Source organism: Vibrio sp. 1562 (genome assembly GCF_033340155.1).
GTDB classification, from domain to species: Bacteria; Pseudomonadota; Gammaproteobacteria; order Enterobacterales; family Vibrionaceae; genus Vibrio; species Vibrio alginolyticus.
This window is the reverse complement of sequence record NZ_JAWOVY010000042.1, coordinates 1-14,960: the sequence shown is the minus strand read 5'-3', so window position 1 is coordinate 14,960 and position 14,960 is coordinate 1. Positions and strand designations below refer to the sequence as shown.

The 14,960-nt window shown below is 43.9% G+C and carries 15 protein-coding genes; 3 read left to right on the top strand and 12 right to left on the bottom strand.

Features of this window, described 5'->3' with window-relative positions:
* Positions 1–116: 116 nt before the first annotated feature.
* From R7Z49_RS22465 to R7Z49_RS22425, 9 genes are all read right to left on the bottom strand, one after another.
* A complete protein-coding gene (locus R7Z49_RS22465; protein WP_318112064.1) occupies positions 117–1,289 on the bottom strand; it encodes a hypothetical protein in 1,173 nt (390 codons plus the stop codon).
* The gene (locus R7Z49_RS22460) at positions 1,286–1,906 is read right to left on the bottom strand and encodes an energy transducer TonB (RefSeq protein ID WP_005374256.1); all 621 of its coding nucleotides are present in this window, start codon (positions 1,904–1,906) and stop codon (positions 1,286–1,288) included. The genes R7Z49_RS22465 and R7Z49_RS22460 overlap by 4 nt, the downstream gene beginning before the upstream one ends.
* A complete protein-coding gene (locus tag R7Z49_RS22455; RefSeq protein WP_005374257.1) occupies positions 1,906–2,310 on the bottom strand; it encodes an ExbD/TolR family protein in 405 nt (134 codons plus the stop codon). Before R7Z49_RS22455 ends, R7Z49_RS22460 begins: the two co-directional genes overlap by 1 nt.
* Positions 2,307–2,861 carry a MotA/TolQ/ExbB proton channel family protein gene (locus R7Z49_RS22450; protein ID WP_017635540.1) on the bottom strand — a complete coding sequence of 185 codons (555 nt, stop codon included), beginning with the start codon at positions 2,859–2,861 and terminating at the stop codon, positions 2,307–2,309. The genes R7Z49_RS22455 and R7Z49_RS22450 overlap by 4 nt, the downstream gene beginning before the upstream one ends.
* Positions 2,861–4,228 (bottom strand): MotA/TolQ/ExbB proton channel family protein, encoded by a 1,368-nt coding sequence (locus tag R7Z49_RS22445; RefSeq protein ID WP_171345943.1) that lies wholly within the window; start codon positions 4,226–4,228, stop codon positions 2,861–2,863. The genes R7Z49_RS22450 and R7Z49_RS22445 overlap by 1 nt, the downstream gene beginning before the upstream one ends.
* Positions 4,229–4,996, bottom strand: coding sequence for a DUF3450 domain-containing protein (locus tag R7Z49_RS22440; RefSeq protein ID WP_005386010.1), 768 nt, complete (start codon positions 4,994–4,996; stop codon positions 4,229–4,231).
* Between the two features lie 74 nt (positions 4,997–5,070).
* Entirely contained in the window at positions 5,071–7,164 is a 2,094-nt protein-coding gene (locus R7Z49_RS22435) for a TonB-dependent siderophore receptor (protein ID WP_206955103.1), read from the bottom strand.
* Positions 7,165–7,371: 207 nt separating this feature from the next.
* Entirely contained in the window at positions 7,372–8,745 is a 1,374-nt protein-coding gene (locus R7Z49_RS22430; protein WP_064369509.1) for a sensor histidine kinase, read from the bottom strand.
* A complete protein-coding gene (locus R7Z49_RS22425) occupies positions 8,745–9,410 on the bottom strand; it encodes a response regulator transcription factor (protein ID WP_005386018.1) in 666 nt (221 codons plus the stop codon). The genes R7Z49_RS22430 and R7Z49_RS22425 overlap by 1 nt, the downstream gene beginning before the upstream one ends.
* Before the next feature lie 230 nt (positions 9,411–9,640).
* Here R7Z49_RS22425 and R7Z49_RS22420 point away from each other — a divergent pair, with 230 nt between their 5' ends.
* A complete protein-coding gene (locus R7Z49_RS22420) occupies positions 9,641–10,351 on the top strand; it encodes a glycerophosphodiester phosphodiesterase family protein (RefSeq protein WP_318112063.1) in 711 nt (236 codons plus the stop codon).
* Positions 10,352–10,386: 35 nt separating this feature from the next.
* On the opposite strand, the gene R7Z49_RS22415 is transcribed toward R7Z49_RS22420, so the two are convergent.
* Positions 10,387–10,869, bottom strand: coding sequence for a murein L,D-transpeptidase family protein (locus tag R7Z49_RS22415; protein WP_047102844.1), 483 nt, complete (start codon positions 10,867–10,869; stop codon positions 10,387–10,389).
* Positions 10,870–11,111: 242 nt separating this feature from the next.
* Here R7Z49_RS22415 and R7Z49_RS22410 point away from each other — a divergent pair, with 242 nt between their 5' ends.
* Positions 11,112–12,107, top strand: a complete 996-nt coding sequence (locus R7Z49_RS22410; protein ID WP_033906222.1) for a 2-hydroxyacid dehydrogenase — start codon at positions 11,112–11,114, stop codon at positions 12,105–12,107.
* An 85-nt stretch (positions 12,108–12,192) separates the two neighbouring features.
* Complete coding sequence (locus R7Z49_RS22405; RefSeq protein ID WP_005374274.1) at positions 12,193–12,549, top strand: YibL family ribosome-associated protein; 357 nt, start codon at positions 12,193–12,195, stop codon at positions 12,547–12,549.
* Positions 12,550–12,712: 163 nt separating this feature from the next.
* On the opposite strand, the gene R7Z49_RS22400 is transcribed toward R7Z49_RS22405, so the two are convergent.
* A complete protein-coding gene (locus R7Z49_RS22400; protein WP_005374275.1) occupies positions 12,713–13,744 on the bottom strand; it encodes a hypothetical protein in 1,032 nt (343 codons plus the stop codon).
* A gap of 103 nt (positions 13,745–13,847) precedes the next feature.
* The gene (locus tag R7Z49_RS22395) at positions 13,848–14,609 is read right to left on the bottom strand and encodes a hypothetical protein (protein WP_005374276.1); all 762 of its coding nucleotides are present in this window, start codon (positions 14,607–14,609) and stop codon (positions 13,848–13,850) included.
* Positions 14,610–14,960: the final 351 nt, after the last annotated feature.

Sequence of the window (14,960 nt, the reverse complement as noted above, 5' to 3'; positions counted from 1 at the left end):
AGTAGTTTTACAGGCAAAGCCGAAACGGATGATAACCACCTACTGAAGTAGGTGGTTTAGGGCTGAAAACAAAAAAATACCCGAGACTGAGCTCGGGTATTTAATAAAAATGTTCGCTATGAGTTCTGCGTCGATTCTACTTTGCTTAGCTGAGATAGATACTTAACCCAACTTTTTGCCTGATTCGATGGCTTAATCTCATTCGCTCTTTTGGCATTAGCGAGCGCATCGTCAAACCGCTTAAGTTTGTAGTAAGCGCGAGTTTTGATAAGTGCAACATCCGCTTTACGACCTCTGACATTATCGAGCGCGGCAATGGCATCTTTATAATGGCCTTCTTGCACCAACAGTTGAGAATAGTTCCAGTAATACTGCCTATCTAGCTGAGCTGCAATACGCCAGCTATCAATAGACTCTTCCCACTCTTTTGCCATTTGCCAATACGTTGCTTGCTGAGCTTTTAGCTTACTATTCGAGTTTACATCCTCTAGCTCGTTCATCACCAACGCAGCTCTCTCAGGAATACCTCGTTTCGCGTACAATTGTGCCAGCAGCTTTAAGTCATCTTGGCTAAGTTGTAACCCTTTCAGTTTTGCCAACGCCAAAGAGTCTAGGGCACGTTTGTTGTCATCAACCCGTAGGTATAGAGCAACAAGCTGACGCCACCATTCAATTCGCTCAGGTTCAATCACGATTAAGCGTTTGATGGTCGAGATTGCCGGCTTCCACTTTTTCAGTTCTAGCTCAGCAGAAAGCTTTATCGACAATGCGCCAAGCTTGTCTGGCTGACCAAACTTCTCATAACGAGCCATTGCTGAAAGCACTTTTTGCCACTGACTCAGTTGATAATGAGATTGGGAAATACGTAGCCATAGCTCATGCGCTTTTTGACCTTTAGGAATGTTTTTGCTCAAGGCATAGTAATGAGGTAACGCCTTAGAAAAACGTTGCTCGTTCAGCAGTATATCAGCCAACATTTTTCGGGTTTGCCATGATTGCTCATCTTGTAGCAAACCACTATTGACTGCCAACTCAAGTTGCTTAATCGCCGCTTGAGTTTGCTCATTCTGCCAGTAAAAAATACCCAACATTCGAGCGACATAAGCTTGGTCATATCCACGAGAAAGCTCCATAGCTTCAAGAGATGAAATCGCTTCTTTCAGTTTCTCTTCTTGAGCCAAGTTGTGTGCTCGTTGAACTCTCGCTGCGGTGTATTGGCTTAACTCACTGGCAATGGTTGAGAGTGCACTCAGGCTTAATACCGTACCGATTAAGAATTTTTTCATCATTTGGCTAACTTGAACTCCACTTTAGCGGTTTGTCCGAACTGCTCAATTGACACACCATCCTCAACTTTTGGCTGATACTTCCATTTTTTAAGCGCACGGATTGCTTCTCTTTCAAACATGCGCTCGGGCTCAGCCTCGATCACTTCAATATCTTTTGGTCGTCCAGTTGCATCGATCGTGAAACGCATAATGACATAACCTTCCACTCTACGTTTCAGCGCCTTACTTGGATAGCGAGGATCAACACGATACAACGGCAGTGCTTGCTGGTTGCCCATTGTTCCCTTCAAGTTTGGGGCGCTAATCGCGATGCCTTCAAGGGCTGTGTTTAAACCTAAAGCACTGACTGGCGTCATCTGACTCATTGGTTCCATTTGAGTGTCAGCTTGAGACAGATCCATTGGCTCCGGCGCTTGAGGTGGTTCTGGTTGCTCCGGCACTGAACGTTGACGACGCTGCACGTCTGCTTCATTCTCTACCATCACCATATCAAAACGAACGGCTTCTGAAGCTTCTGGTGCACGCTGGTTGCCTTTATCAACCATCCACGCCATAAAGCTAAACAAGCTCACAGAAATTAACAGTGATGCTGGTAGTGCAAGTAACAGCCTGCCCATTAAGGTTTCTCCGCCGCCAATGCAATGTTCTTCACACCCGCCGCCTTTGCAGCGTCCATCACTTTCACGACAGTGCCATTGTAAGCATGCTCGTCAGCTTGGATAACTAACGAGGCATCAGGCTGATCAAGTAACAGGTGCTCAATAGAGGCCTCAACACGCTCAATATCAACCACTCGTTTGTCGATGTACACATCATTCGCTGCCGTTACTGCGATAAAAATGCCCGCATCTTTTTGGCTTACTACATTAGAAGCCTGAGGGCGATTAACTTCTACACCGGATTCACGTACAAACGAACTGGTCACAATGAAGAAGATCAACATGATGAAGACGATATCAAGCATCGAGGTTAAATCGACTTGAGCTTCATCTTGTTGGTTAGGTCTGCGTCCGAGTCTCACTTTTGACTCCTTAAAGATTGTTCTAACTGGATAGCTTTTCGTTCACACACTTTGCTAAGGCGAGCATGAATAAACATGCCCGCAAGCGCTGCTACCATACCTGCCATGGTTGGCAGCGTAGCAAGTGAGATACCAGAAGCCATCAATTTCGGATTGCTGCTGCCTTGCGATGCCATTACGTCAAACACCGTAATCATGCCTGTCACCGTCCCTAACAACCCTAGCATTGGGCAAACCGCCACAAGTAGCTTAATAGTCGATAGGTTTTGGCGCAGTTCGATTTGCGCTTTTGCAATCCATCCTTCACGGATTTGATGCGCGTACCAAGAGTGGTGCTCTGATCTTGCTTGCCACTGCTCACAAAGCTGTTTTTTTACCCCTGGGAAAACCGTTGTGAGATAAATAACTCGCTCCATAACCAACAGCCAGCACACCGCCACGACGGCGGCCAGCCACCATAGGATTTGACCACCTTGCTGCATAAAGCTCATCAAGGTTGTGGCCCAATCCTCACTGATCAAACCCAATGTGCTGAGTAGGATCTGCTCCATTACGCTGCGTTCTCCGCTAAGGTGTTAGAGTGACTTTTGTTACTCGGCATATCACGCTCAGCTTGTTCTGCAACTAAACCGATGCCTTGTTTTTCTAAGATACTGCGAATATTTTCTGCTTGAGAGCTCAATACGTTGTGCGCTAATAGCAAAGGCATGGCTGAAACAAGGCCAAGTACGGTAGTCACAAGTGCCATTGAAATACCACCCGCCATTACTTTCGGATCACCATTACCAAATTGAGTGATGACTTGGAAGGTTTCGATCATACCCGTTACCGTGCCTAGTAGGCCAAGCATAGGAGCTAGAGCAGCAAGAAGCTTAAGCATCGACAACCCTTTTTCTAGGTGGGTTTGCTCATCAACAACAGCTTCCAAAAGACGTAGTTCTAACGCTTCTACGCTGCGATGCTTGTCTTTCTGGTATACCGCAAGCACGCGACCCAAAGGGTTGTTTCCTGGCTGCGCTGGGGTTTTCAGTTGCTTCATGATTTTCTGGCGCGAAATCATCAGTGATGCACCACGTACGAGCGCGATCAATAGGCCGATAGCCAATAAACCAAGGATGATTTTACCGACAACGCCACCCGCATTTAGGCGATCAGCCAAAGTCGGTGAGTTTGCAAGCTGTTCAAGAAGAATGCCACGTGACGGATCAATGACAAGTGCATCAATGTCACCAGAGGAAATAGTATTCGCTGTTGGACCGTTCTCAGGCTGACGAAGATAGTTTACCGCGTCTCCGCGTTGACCATTCCACTTAACGTAGCCAGTCTCATCCAGCAGCGCCATAGAACCAAGACGAACACCATTAACCGTTTGTTCACGACCTTCGCCATTTAGCAGTGTGAAAGAGACGTTTGCCATTTCACCGCTTGCTTTGATTTGTTCTTCCATGCTGCGCCACATCGCCTGAAGTTGGGTCAACGTTGGCAGTGATTTAGCCGCAACAATAGCATCGATATCTTTCTGATATGAGTTTGCATCGACACCGGTTACTGAGCTTTTTAGCTCAGACTCTAGCTCTTTTGCGTTCTGGCGAACGACGCCAAATAACTCACCTAGGCTCCCGGTTTCTAGACGCAACTTTTCTTCTAGCTGTGCCAGTTCTGCTTCATTTTCACCGAAGGTAACACTTAATGAGTCCGCTTCTGCTTGAAGAGCAGCCCGCTCTGCCACCAATTTATTCTTTATAGCCTGTAGCTCTTGCTCTGTTTGCTTAAAACCTGATTCACGCGCGACATTGTGCGATTGCTGTTGACGATTTTCTTGCTGCGCCTTTTGTAACAACGCATCACTAGCAAAAGTTGTATGAGGCATTAATGCGGCTGTCGAGATTAATGCAACCGATAACCATTTTTTCATCATTTATTTGCCCTCCGCAGCGGTTAACGACACTGGCAGAGTTAACATGCTCGGCGCGATCTGTTTATTCGCCATAGCGAACGCTTTGTCTAGCTCTGATTTTTGCTCAGAACCCACTTGTTGCCATGCGTGTTTTTGCTGCGACCAGCTCCAAAATGTGTCACCAGATAAGCTACGCGCTACCAAAGACAAACGGCCTAAATAGAGAATGTCCGCCTCCACAGCTTCATTGTCACCCAGGTTAATCTTGCCTTGGTAAACGCCAAGCTTGGTGCCGTAATCCATTTCAATTTGGTACGCTTCTAAAATACGACGAAACTTCTCTGCATCCGCAACGTCTGCACGCGTCATCATGGAATCCAGCTTTGCAATTCGCTCCTCACGTTGCGCTTTGCGTATAGGCTTGTCGTTAGCGACGAGCACTTTTAAGCCCTCAAGCATGTGATACATCAAAGGCACGACACCTTGACGAGTTTGAGCAATCTGCTCAATTTGCTCGTTCAAGCTATCAACTTCTTGATTTTGACTTTCAACAAGGCTTGCAAGATGATCGCGATAAATCTTCAAGTTACCGACTTCCTCTTGCAGCTGCTCAATTTCAGCTTCTAGAGTAAGTGATTTTTCTGCGCTTGCATCAATACGTTTTTGGCTTACCGCCGACGACTGGTTTGTTTTACTCTGCACAGCTTGTGCATCGTTTAAGTTCGCCGCGTGAGCGGGAATCAAAACCGATGATATCAACAGAGCGATACTTGATTTCATTAGATTCATACGAGTTATATTTCTGTGTTCCAAAAACGACCAAAGGGGAAGACTACCCTTCCCCTTTAATAATCAAATTGTTATCAGTACTTGAACTGGATTGTTGCCATGTAGTTGCGGCTTTCTCCAACCACAACCCCACTCGCACCTTTTTGCTCGCCATTCGTGCTACCACCACCTGCGAAGTAGTCGGTATCGAATAAGTTTTCGACATTGAATCGAGCAATAATATCCAAGTTTTCATCGTACTTATGTTTGTATGACACGCCCATATCAACGCGAGCGTAGCCATCTTTCTTGAAGGTGTTCTTTGCATCACCGTAGCGATCACCTTCATAAATCAAACCAAGGTTTAAGTTAGTGTTGTCTTGAACCTTGTAGCTAGACCATAGACTTGCCGAGAACTCTGGCACGTCTACAGGGCGGTTACCTTCATATCTTTCTGCCTTCTTAAGCTCTGCATCCAAATACATTGCAGAAGCGGTTAGCGACAACTCTGAGGTCACAAAACCTTGAGCCATTAACTCAGCGCCTTTGTGAACTTGCTCACCACCTTGCGTTTTCTTGTGTAGGAGATTGCCGCCCGCGTCTTTGCCGCTTTCAACATCCAGCGAGATGTTCTCTAACGTGATATCAAACACAGCACCAGATACAAATAAACGCTGATCAAACAGTTCCCACTTCGTACCGATTTCATAAGAGATACCACGCTCAGCGTCGAGTTTCTCACCTTCATTGATGTAGGTACGACTACCGTTGCTGACTTCACCTTGAGGCATGAAGCTTTCAGAATACTGAACGTAAACCGAGCCATTCGTCGATGGGTGGAAAATGACACCAAATTTTGGAGAAACCTGGTTTTCGGTCAGTTCATCATCACGCTTTTCGTCATAACGAACACCTGCAAGCACTTGCCAGTAATCATTAATCGTCATCATATTTTGCGCGTAGATACCCCAAGTATCGTACTCAGCTGTTGGTGATTTCTTCGAACTACGATAGCTAGGCTTAGGCACCGTTTCTCCTGGAGCAATACTCGCCTCATTATGAATTGCCATAAAGCGATCATAACTGTAATCTAAGTAGTTAGCGCCCACTAACAACGTGTTTTCCGTACCGAACAAAGTAAAGTCCGTCGTCACATCTATATATGCAGTATCAAATACCCAATTATCGGAGCGATCGTTGCCTCGATGCTTAATCGTATTTAACTCTTCATACTGATCAAACTTAGGGTAAGACTCTACATCAAAACGCTTAAAGTCTTGGCGGTTGTAACCTGCTTTTACGTTCACGTTATCCGTGACTTGCGCATTAATATCGACACCGTAGTTTTCTACTTCGTTATCAATTTCAGACCACTGCGCATCCCAAATGTACTTATCACCGCGAACCGCTTTGCCATCAACAATGTATGCGCCAGAGTCCACGCTACCATCGTCTTTCGTGCGATCGTAATGAGCCGATACCATAAAGTTGTCTGTGATATCGTACTCAACCACTAGGCCAGCTACCGTACGATCTGTTTTAGGCTCAGTGCCATCACCGTACCTGCGCCAAGAGCCGTAGCTTTCTTTGGCAAAAATTGCGCGCGCTCGCAGTGTCTCTGCATCATTTAGCGCGCCACTCACATCAAGCACAGTGCGTGAGTGATCATTCGAACCTAGATCTTGACTCAAACTTGCTTGTGTTTGAGTTGTTGGTTTTTTCGAAACCATGTTTACCAAACCACCCGGCTCAGATTTACCGTATAGCAGACCTGATGGACCTTTAAGCACTTCAACACGCTCTAAAAGCTCAATTGGCTGACGGTAGTGTGACCAGTGTTGACGACCATCACGAAGAAAACCGTCTGAACTGCTAAGTTCAAAACCACGTAGAGAGAAACGTTCGCGGTTACGGCTTGTACCACCCGCGCTAACACTTGCATCGTTACGTAGCACTTCACCAAGTGTACTTGCACGCTGCTCATCAATTACCGTTTCATCGATAACCGCTACTTGTCCCGGCGTTTCCAGCTGCGTCATTTCCATGCGCATTGCTGTACTGTTTGTATCTGCCTTGTAGCCGAACTCTCGACCTTCTACAACTACATGTTCGTCTGTTTGAACTTCCGCCACTGCAGGTGTTGCTAACACTGCACCGATCACTAACGCCAAATGGCTCTTAGTAAACATATCCTTTCACTCCGATTATTATTTTTCGGGTCACATACTTGTTGAATGCGATTCCCTCTTAATTATTTCGCGGGTGAATATAAGTGATAAGTATTACCATTTGCATTAAATTTACATTCTTTGCATTTGCAAACTTTTGTAAAGTACTCTCTGATGATGCGCCATTATAATGTGACTTTAGTCACAAAAATTACGACTTAATCATACTTATTGCTTGAACACTAAAGTAACCCTCAGACCACCTTGCTCACGGTTTTTCGCCGTAACTGCTCCACCCATAATACGCATGGATTCTTTGACAATCGCAAGACCTAAACCGTAGCCACCAAGCTTTTTATCTCTAGAAGCATCTAAGCGTGTAAACGGATCAAAAATATCGACCAGCTTGTTCTCTGGAATACCAGGCCCATTATCAGATACTGACATGGTGGTGAATTGCTGCCCTTCTTTGACATAATTTTCCAGAGAAACTTCTATCTGAGATGCTTGTCCTGAATATTTAATGGCATTACCAATAAGATTGTTCAAACAACGAATGACCAGCGTTTCTTCACAAATGGCTTTAGCACATACAGCTTCTGAGCGGAAAGACAACGTCTGTTCTGACTTCAAATCTATTTTGCAACGTTCTACTTGCGGGGAGAGCAAAACTTCTAAATCACAGCGTTTCGTGGCTTTGTCGAAGCGCGCATTTTCCAAGCGACTGAACTCCAATATATCGCTGATCAAATGGTTTAGCTCTTTTGCTTCATCTTCTAGCCTTGTCACTAGGCTTTGCTCACTTTCTCCAACACGCTTTCGCAAAAGATGCAGAACCAAGTTCTGCCTCGCTAACGGCGTTCTCAATTCGTGAGAGACATCTCTTATAAGCAGTCGCTGCTTTTCAGCGAGAGAATGAATCTGTTGCGTCATGTGATCGAAGTCTTGCGCTAACTCGTTAAACTCACGCGTGCTCGACTTCAGCTCTTTCACGACACTAACATTAAAATCGCCATTAGATAGCTTTTTGCTTGCTTCTCTCAATCGATCCAATGGTTGCTGTAAGTTACGTGCCATTAGCAGCGAAAAGAGCGCCAAAATAACCACTGCAATCACGACTTTGAGAATAGAGAAATACAGAATGAAGTCATTTGCAGGGTGCAGTCGATGTGGCAATTGAATCACTAAAGTATTGCCATGAACTAAAGGAATATTGATGATGGGGCGATTCACTTTCCCCTCAAGTTGATCATCGATGCTTCTCTTAAATTGAAGTTTGAACTCGAAGTGCGGATGCATCAGACGGTGCGTAACTGGTTGCTGATGTTCATTCAACACAAATAAATAAAAGTTTTGCGCATTTGCCCAGTCAGCAAGTTCGTCCATGTCTCCGTGCTCAATCAATACGTTAGCTTGATGTGCAAGGTCTAGCATTTCTTCTCGCACACTATCGGGCACTTTCAACATGGCTTTCACCAGAGCTTGTTCCGCTAAGGATTGCACGACCAAAATGCTAATGACAATTGCGGTCATGCAACTAAATAACTTGAACGCTAAGCTGTCTTTACGTTTTGCAATAAAAGGTGGACACCGGAGCTTCATTAACGGTTTACAGCCTCTAAATAACTGTAACCTTTGCCACGGAAGGTTTTGATATGTTGCTTGGAAAGCCCCGCCTCAACTAACTTGCGACGTATGTTACTGATGTGCATATCAAGGTTGCGATCAAAAGGACTCAGCTCTTTCTTTAACACTTCAGTTTGAAGCTCTGCTTTTGAAATCACGACTCCTTGGTTTTTTACCAAGTAGCTCAATAGTTCAGCTTCCGTACTTGTGAGGGGTAAGCTATTAAGCTGGTCACTGATCGTTTGAACGGTACTACACATCGTCTGACGTTGACGTTCCAAGCCAACACGACGAAGAATCGCTTTGATGCGCATTAGAAGCTCAGCGACATTAAAAGGCTTTCCGATATACTGATCGGCCCCCGCTTGGTAACCATCAAGCATCGAGTTTTCATCGTTGAGAGCGGTAAGCATTAGAATAGGTGTCGCGAAGCGCTGACAGATCCTACGAGCAACTTGCATGCCGTTAAGGTTTGGTAACATGACATCAAGCAATACAAGATCTACAGGCGTTTTTTCCATATATTGCAGCGCACTTTCACCGCAATGCACAGAAGATACGATGTAGCCCTCCTCTTGCAAAACCGCTTCTAACAGCTCACACAAAGGAACGTCATCATCGACTATCAAAACTCGTGACATTACCACTCACCATTCAAATAAAAATGGTTCGCATTTTATTACTCATTTACCAATTAAACAACTACACACTCTAAGGCTTTAAGTCCACAGGACTCAGTCCAAGAAGCAGCAACGTACTATTAGAGTTTAATGTTCACTTGTACTAAAGGTTCCTAACAATATGCACCTAGATATATCTTCATAGAAAAAACGAGTACAATCTGGCAACCGCAAAGCAAAAGATAAAGCGAATGGAAACGTTATTAATTGGTCACCGTGGCGTGGCAGGTTCATACCCTGAGAATACAAAAATAAGCATTCAAGCAGCCATTGACCTGGGATTAAAGTGGGTGGAAGTGGATATACAACCTACCAAAGATAATGTTTTAGTGGTTTGCCATGATCATACCGTCAATCGATGCAGCAATGGACAAGGGCGTGTTGATGAGCTCACCCTGGAAGAGTTAAAAGCATTAGATTTCGGTAGTTGGTTTAGCACAGACTTTTCAGGCGAGAAGATCTTGACACTAGATGAACTGCTCACTTTAGCTACTGAGAATAAGCTTAACTTGAATATCGAAGTTAAAGTAGACAACCATCCAGCGGAAGAAGTGGTGCAGACTCTCGCCAATGCGTTAGCAAAAAGTCCAATGCCGCAAGAGAATGTACTCCTATCGAGCTTTAGTCATGACGTCATTAGAGCGATGCACAAATACTGCAGTGGCTACCGATTGGGTGTGTTAAGTGAATTCTTTACGAGAAAAGATAAACGCCTTTTGGAAGAAGTTAGTGCCTATAGCTGCAACCTAAACATTAACTGGGTTCGTGCTCGCCAGATAAACAAACTCCAACAAGCCGGTTACAAAGTGATGTGCTATACGGTGAACAATCCAAATAAACTGAAATACCTACCTCAATTAGACGGTATTTTTAGTGATCATCCACAGCGCTTTATGCCATAGCCTATAAGAGCCAGAACATTAAAGGGGACCTTTTATTACCACTCAATCTGAATTGGTGTCCCCATCTCGACAAGCTGGATAAATTCATCCATCTCCTCGTTGGTAATCGCAATACACCCATTAGTCCAATCAAAACTTTGGATGTAAATCGGCAACTGACTCTCACCGTTTTTTAAGCCATGAATTTTGATGTTCCCTCCAGGGGAGACACCTCGGCGCTTCGCTTCCAACGCATCAATCGCATCAGGGTAACTGATATGCACAGAACGATAAAAAGCAGAGTCCTCTATAACATAATCTAAAGTGTATTCGCCCTCTGGCGTGCGATTGTCTCCCTCTTCTTGTTTATGTCCTTGAGGGTTCGCTCCTAAAGCAATTCGGTATTCTTTTAGCACTGCTCCTTGTTCCATCAAATACATTCGACGCTTAGACTTGTCGACTTTAACGAGGTCAACAGCTGCGTGAGTGCCAGAAGCAAACATACAACACAAGAACATAGAGCACCATTTTACTGACATTGTCGTAACGCCTAAGCTAATAAAGTGAACAAGAAAAGAGCGATAATGCTAGTCAGTTAATGCTCGTAAAGCAAACAGTATCTAATGCGGAACCGTAAGATAGCACTCGCTGAAAGGCGTACTTCTTATTGTTATTTGATACAACAAAAGTCAAAGAGAAGATTTCTCTATTCATTGCGGCTAAGTTGCATTACTTTATAAGCATATTTATTTATAAAGTCCGCACTTTTTGAGAGGGAACCATGATTAACATTGCTTTTTTTAGTGCAAAATCCTACGACGAAGCCTCTTTTAATAAAATTAAAAATAACCGCGATTTTGAATTTCACTATCACGACTTCCGACTAACCGAAAAAACAGCCAAGATGGCGCACGGCAGTGATGTTGTATGTGCGTTCGTTAATGATGATCTTTCAGCTCCCGTTCTTAAACAGCTTTCTCTAGGCGGGACCAAGCTTATTGCTATGCGCTGCGCGGGATTTGATAAAGTTGATCAACAAGCAGCCAAAGAACTAGGCTTACAAGTGGTTCGAGTTCCTGCTTACTCACCAGAAGCAGTGGCAGAGCACACGGTTGGTTTAATGATGTGTCTAAACCGCCGTCTTCACAAGGCCTACCAACGGACACGTGACGCCAACTTCTCGCTAGAAGGTCTTGTTGGCTTTAACTTTTTCGGAAAAACCGTTGGTGTTATTGGTACGGGTAAGATTGGTATCGCGACGATGCGTATCTTCAAAGGGCTTGGCATGGAACTGCTTTGCTACGACCCCTACGAAAATCCATTAGCACTAGAAATGGGAGCCCGTTACTGTTCGCTTGAAGAAATCTACGCTAATGCGGATGTTATCTCTCTCCATTGTCCAATGAGTGAAGAAAACTATCACTTATTGAACGAAAAAGCCTTCGCGCAAATGAAAGATGGTGTAATGATCATTAACACCAGTCGAGGCGAGTTGCTAGATTCACTAGCGGCGATAGAAGCGTTGAAACAAGGTAAGATTGGTGCGCTTGGCCTAGACGTGTATGACAATGAAAAAGACTTATTCTTCCAAGATAAATCTAACGATGTCATTGTAGATGATGTTTTCCGCCGTTTATCGGCTTGTCATAACGTGCTGTTTACTGGCCACCAAGCATTCTTGACTCACGAAGCACTTAATAATATTGCCTCTGTGACGCTTGATAACGTCGAAGCCTTTTTCTCTGGTAACGTATCGGGCAATGAACTGATTAACTAAAGCCAGACAATCGAGAAGTATAGTAGAGCGTGTGATCTCAGCTATGCTATACTTCTCGACTATTTAAAATTTGAGCCAAATTACCATGAGCATAAAAACTGATATTCAAAAGCTGCACAACCGTTTAGATACATGCCAACGTAAACTTGATGCGGCACGTTCTCGTGGTGATCACGAAATGATTACAAAGTTCACGGATGAAGTAGAACAGCTAACCAAAAAGCTTAACCAGTTAAAGCATAAGCAAAACTATGAGCTGAACAAAGAACGTAAAAGCTTACTTGATATGCCATTCTCTCGTGAAATCACCAAAGCAGAACAAGCGGACATCGGCAAACTGAAAAAACGCGTACGCGGCTTAGTAATCGTTCACCCATTAACAAAAGTTGGTAAAGAACTTCGCCTTGATGTGATGACAGGCTTTGCGCCAAAAGAGTTTTAAAACTCGCATTAACATTTATGGAGCCCAAGCATTTGCTTGGGCTTTTTATTTTGTACTGCTTCATTAGATTTCATCGACATATCAATCCATAAGCTATTAAAAAGGCCAGCGACAAAAGCCACTGACCTATTTCGACCAATATCGTCCGCATTACACCTCAACGCTACGACAGTTGCTGCAACTTGTGCTCCACAACGGGATCATTCGGAACCAGCTGCTGAGCGACTTCCAAAAGCTGTACTGCATCTTGCGGGTTGTCATACTCATGCTTAAGTGCAATATCAACAAGTGGCTGAATATCGATTTGCGCTTGATGCTCCTTCACATGTTCTTTCTTTTCTTCAATTAGTACATTATGAGCGGTACTCAGTAAGTTTAAACGATGCTGCGAGCTCGCATTCGCCTTGTTAAGGCACTGATAGTAATCTTCTTTTAAGCGCAGCGTTTTGGTCTGATGACGAAACTGCGCTATATCTATCTTCTGATAACGTATAAAGTCTACGGCCACTTGCTTATAAAAACCGAATTTATTCAAATACGTCGCGTGGGTACCATGTCCCATCCCGAAGACTCTTAAGTGAGTGAGCTCTGGGTAGCGTTTGGCGTGAAGGCGGTCGATTTCATTAGTTGGATCATAAATGATATAGCCTTTTGCATCGCCAAGGTCGAGGTCGTGATACTTTCCTTCCCAATCAAATTGTTGGGCAAGTTCAGTACTTGGCCTATCATCCCATGGCACCAAAACTTTGTTTTTTGTGCTGACCGGGTGAAACATCAATACTTGATCCAACTTTAATAGATTAGAAAAGGCACCAATAGCAAAACCACCGCGGCTAAGCCCATAACCTAAACGACATTCAAAAGGCTCAAGTAAAGTTGATAGCTGCTCTAGAAAGAAAATCAAATTACGGCTGCGAAACCAGTTACTTTTCCCAAGATGCTGAAATGAAATAATATTTACTTTTTGTTTCTGGGCTAAGCGATAACCCCAAGGCGCAAAATCTGAGTGTAAGTCCTGTACTTGTAGATTCGTACCAGCAGGGGAAAAGGTGAACAACAACGGTTTATTGCGGTCGACAAACTCATACTTAACAAATACATCATCAAGTAAGTCCTCCCCGGACATCGGTAGCCTGGTTTGCTGTTCTTCACGAGAAAGAGCCAGCCATTCATCCAACCAGTACAGTAACTTCATTAATCCTCCATCTAAATTGCGCCTAGCAATTGTGTTAAAAATCTAGTTTTTAGTGTGTGATCATCTCCCCCTGGTTACAGGGGACTCTGATATCAGTCCTCTTTTAAAACAAAGCGTGAATTTGCTTATTAAATTGGTCAATATCTAAGGTTTGATGGCGAACAAACTCCTGCGCCACCAGATTAAAAAATTCTAATTTATCTAATTGTGTGGATTGAGTGCCGTGTCCCATACCGACGACTTTTAAATGGGTAAGCTCTGGATAACGTTCAGCATGAAGACGATCAATGCGATTGGATGGGTCATAAATAATATAACCTTTGGCATTGCCCAAATCTCGATCATGGTAGCCGCTTTCCCAAGCAAACTGCTGAGCAAGCTCAGTACTCGGCCGATCATCCCAAGGCACTAACGCTTTATTTTTAGTGCTAACAGGATAAAACAACAAAAGATGTTCTAGTTTCAGCAAGTTAGCGAACGCGCCAATTGCAAAGCCACCTCGACTTTGCCCATAACCCAAACGACATTTGAAGGGATGAAGCAACTCAGATAGCTGCTCCAGAAAGAAAATCAAATTCCGACTACGGAACCAATTACTTTGTCCTAAATGTTGAAAGGCAATAATGTTTACTTGTTGTTGTATTCCGAGCTCGTAGCCCCAAGGAGAAAAATCCGGAGTTAAATCTTGTACCTGCACATCAGTACCGGAAGGAGAAAATGTAAACAACAATGGCTTGTTAAGATCGACGAGTTCATACTTCACAAACACATCATCAAGTAAATCGTAGCCAGAGATAGGTAAAGCCATCTCTTGTTCTTGTTGAGTAAGAGCTTGCCATTCATCTAACCAGTAAAGTAGCTTCATTTTTTCTCCAAGTGCATCCGCAGTATTTAGACTGGAACTCTATCAAAATGCGTTTAAGCATCCCACGTTGAGACTTAAGAAAGCTCTATTTGAAGCCCAAATGAGACGTATGGAAATGTCTTCGATTGAAGGTATTACTGCGTAAACTAAACCCAAAGTAGGTACGCAAAAACTTGGAGAAAGAGCTAGAGAAAAATCAATTAGAAGTTTCGATAACAGCGGTTAAAAAACAGCAGATACAAAAAAACCGCTGTAAGAACAGCGGTTTTTTTTTTAAAAGTGGCGGAGAGATAGGGATTTGAACCCTAGATACGCTATTAACGTATGCCGGTTTTCAAGACCGGTGCTTTC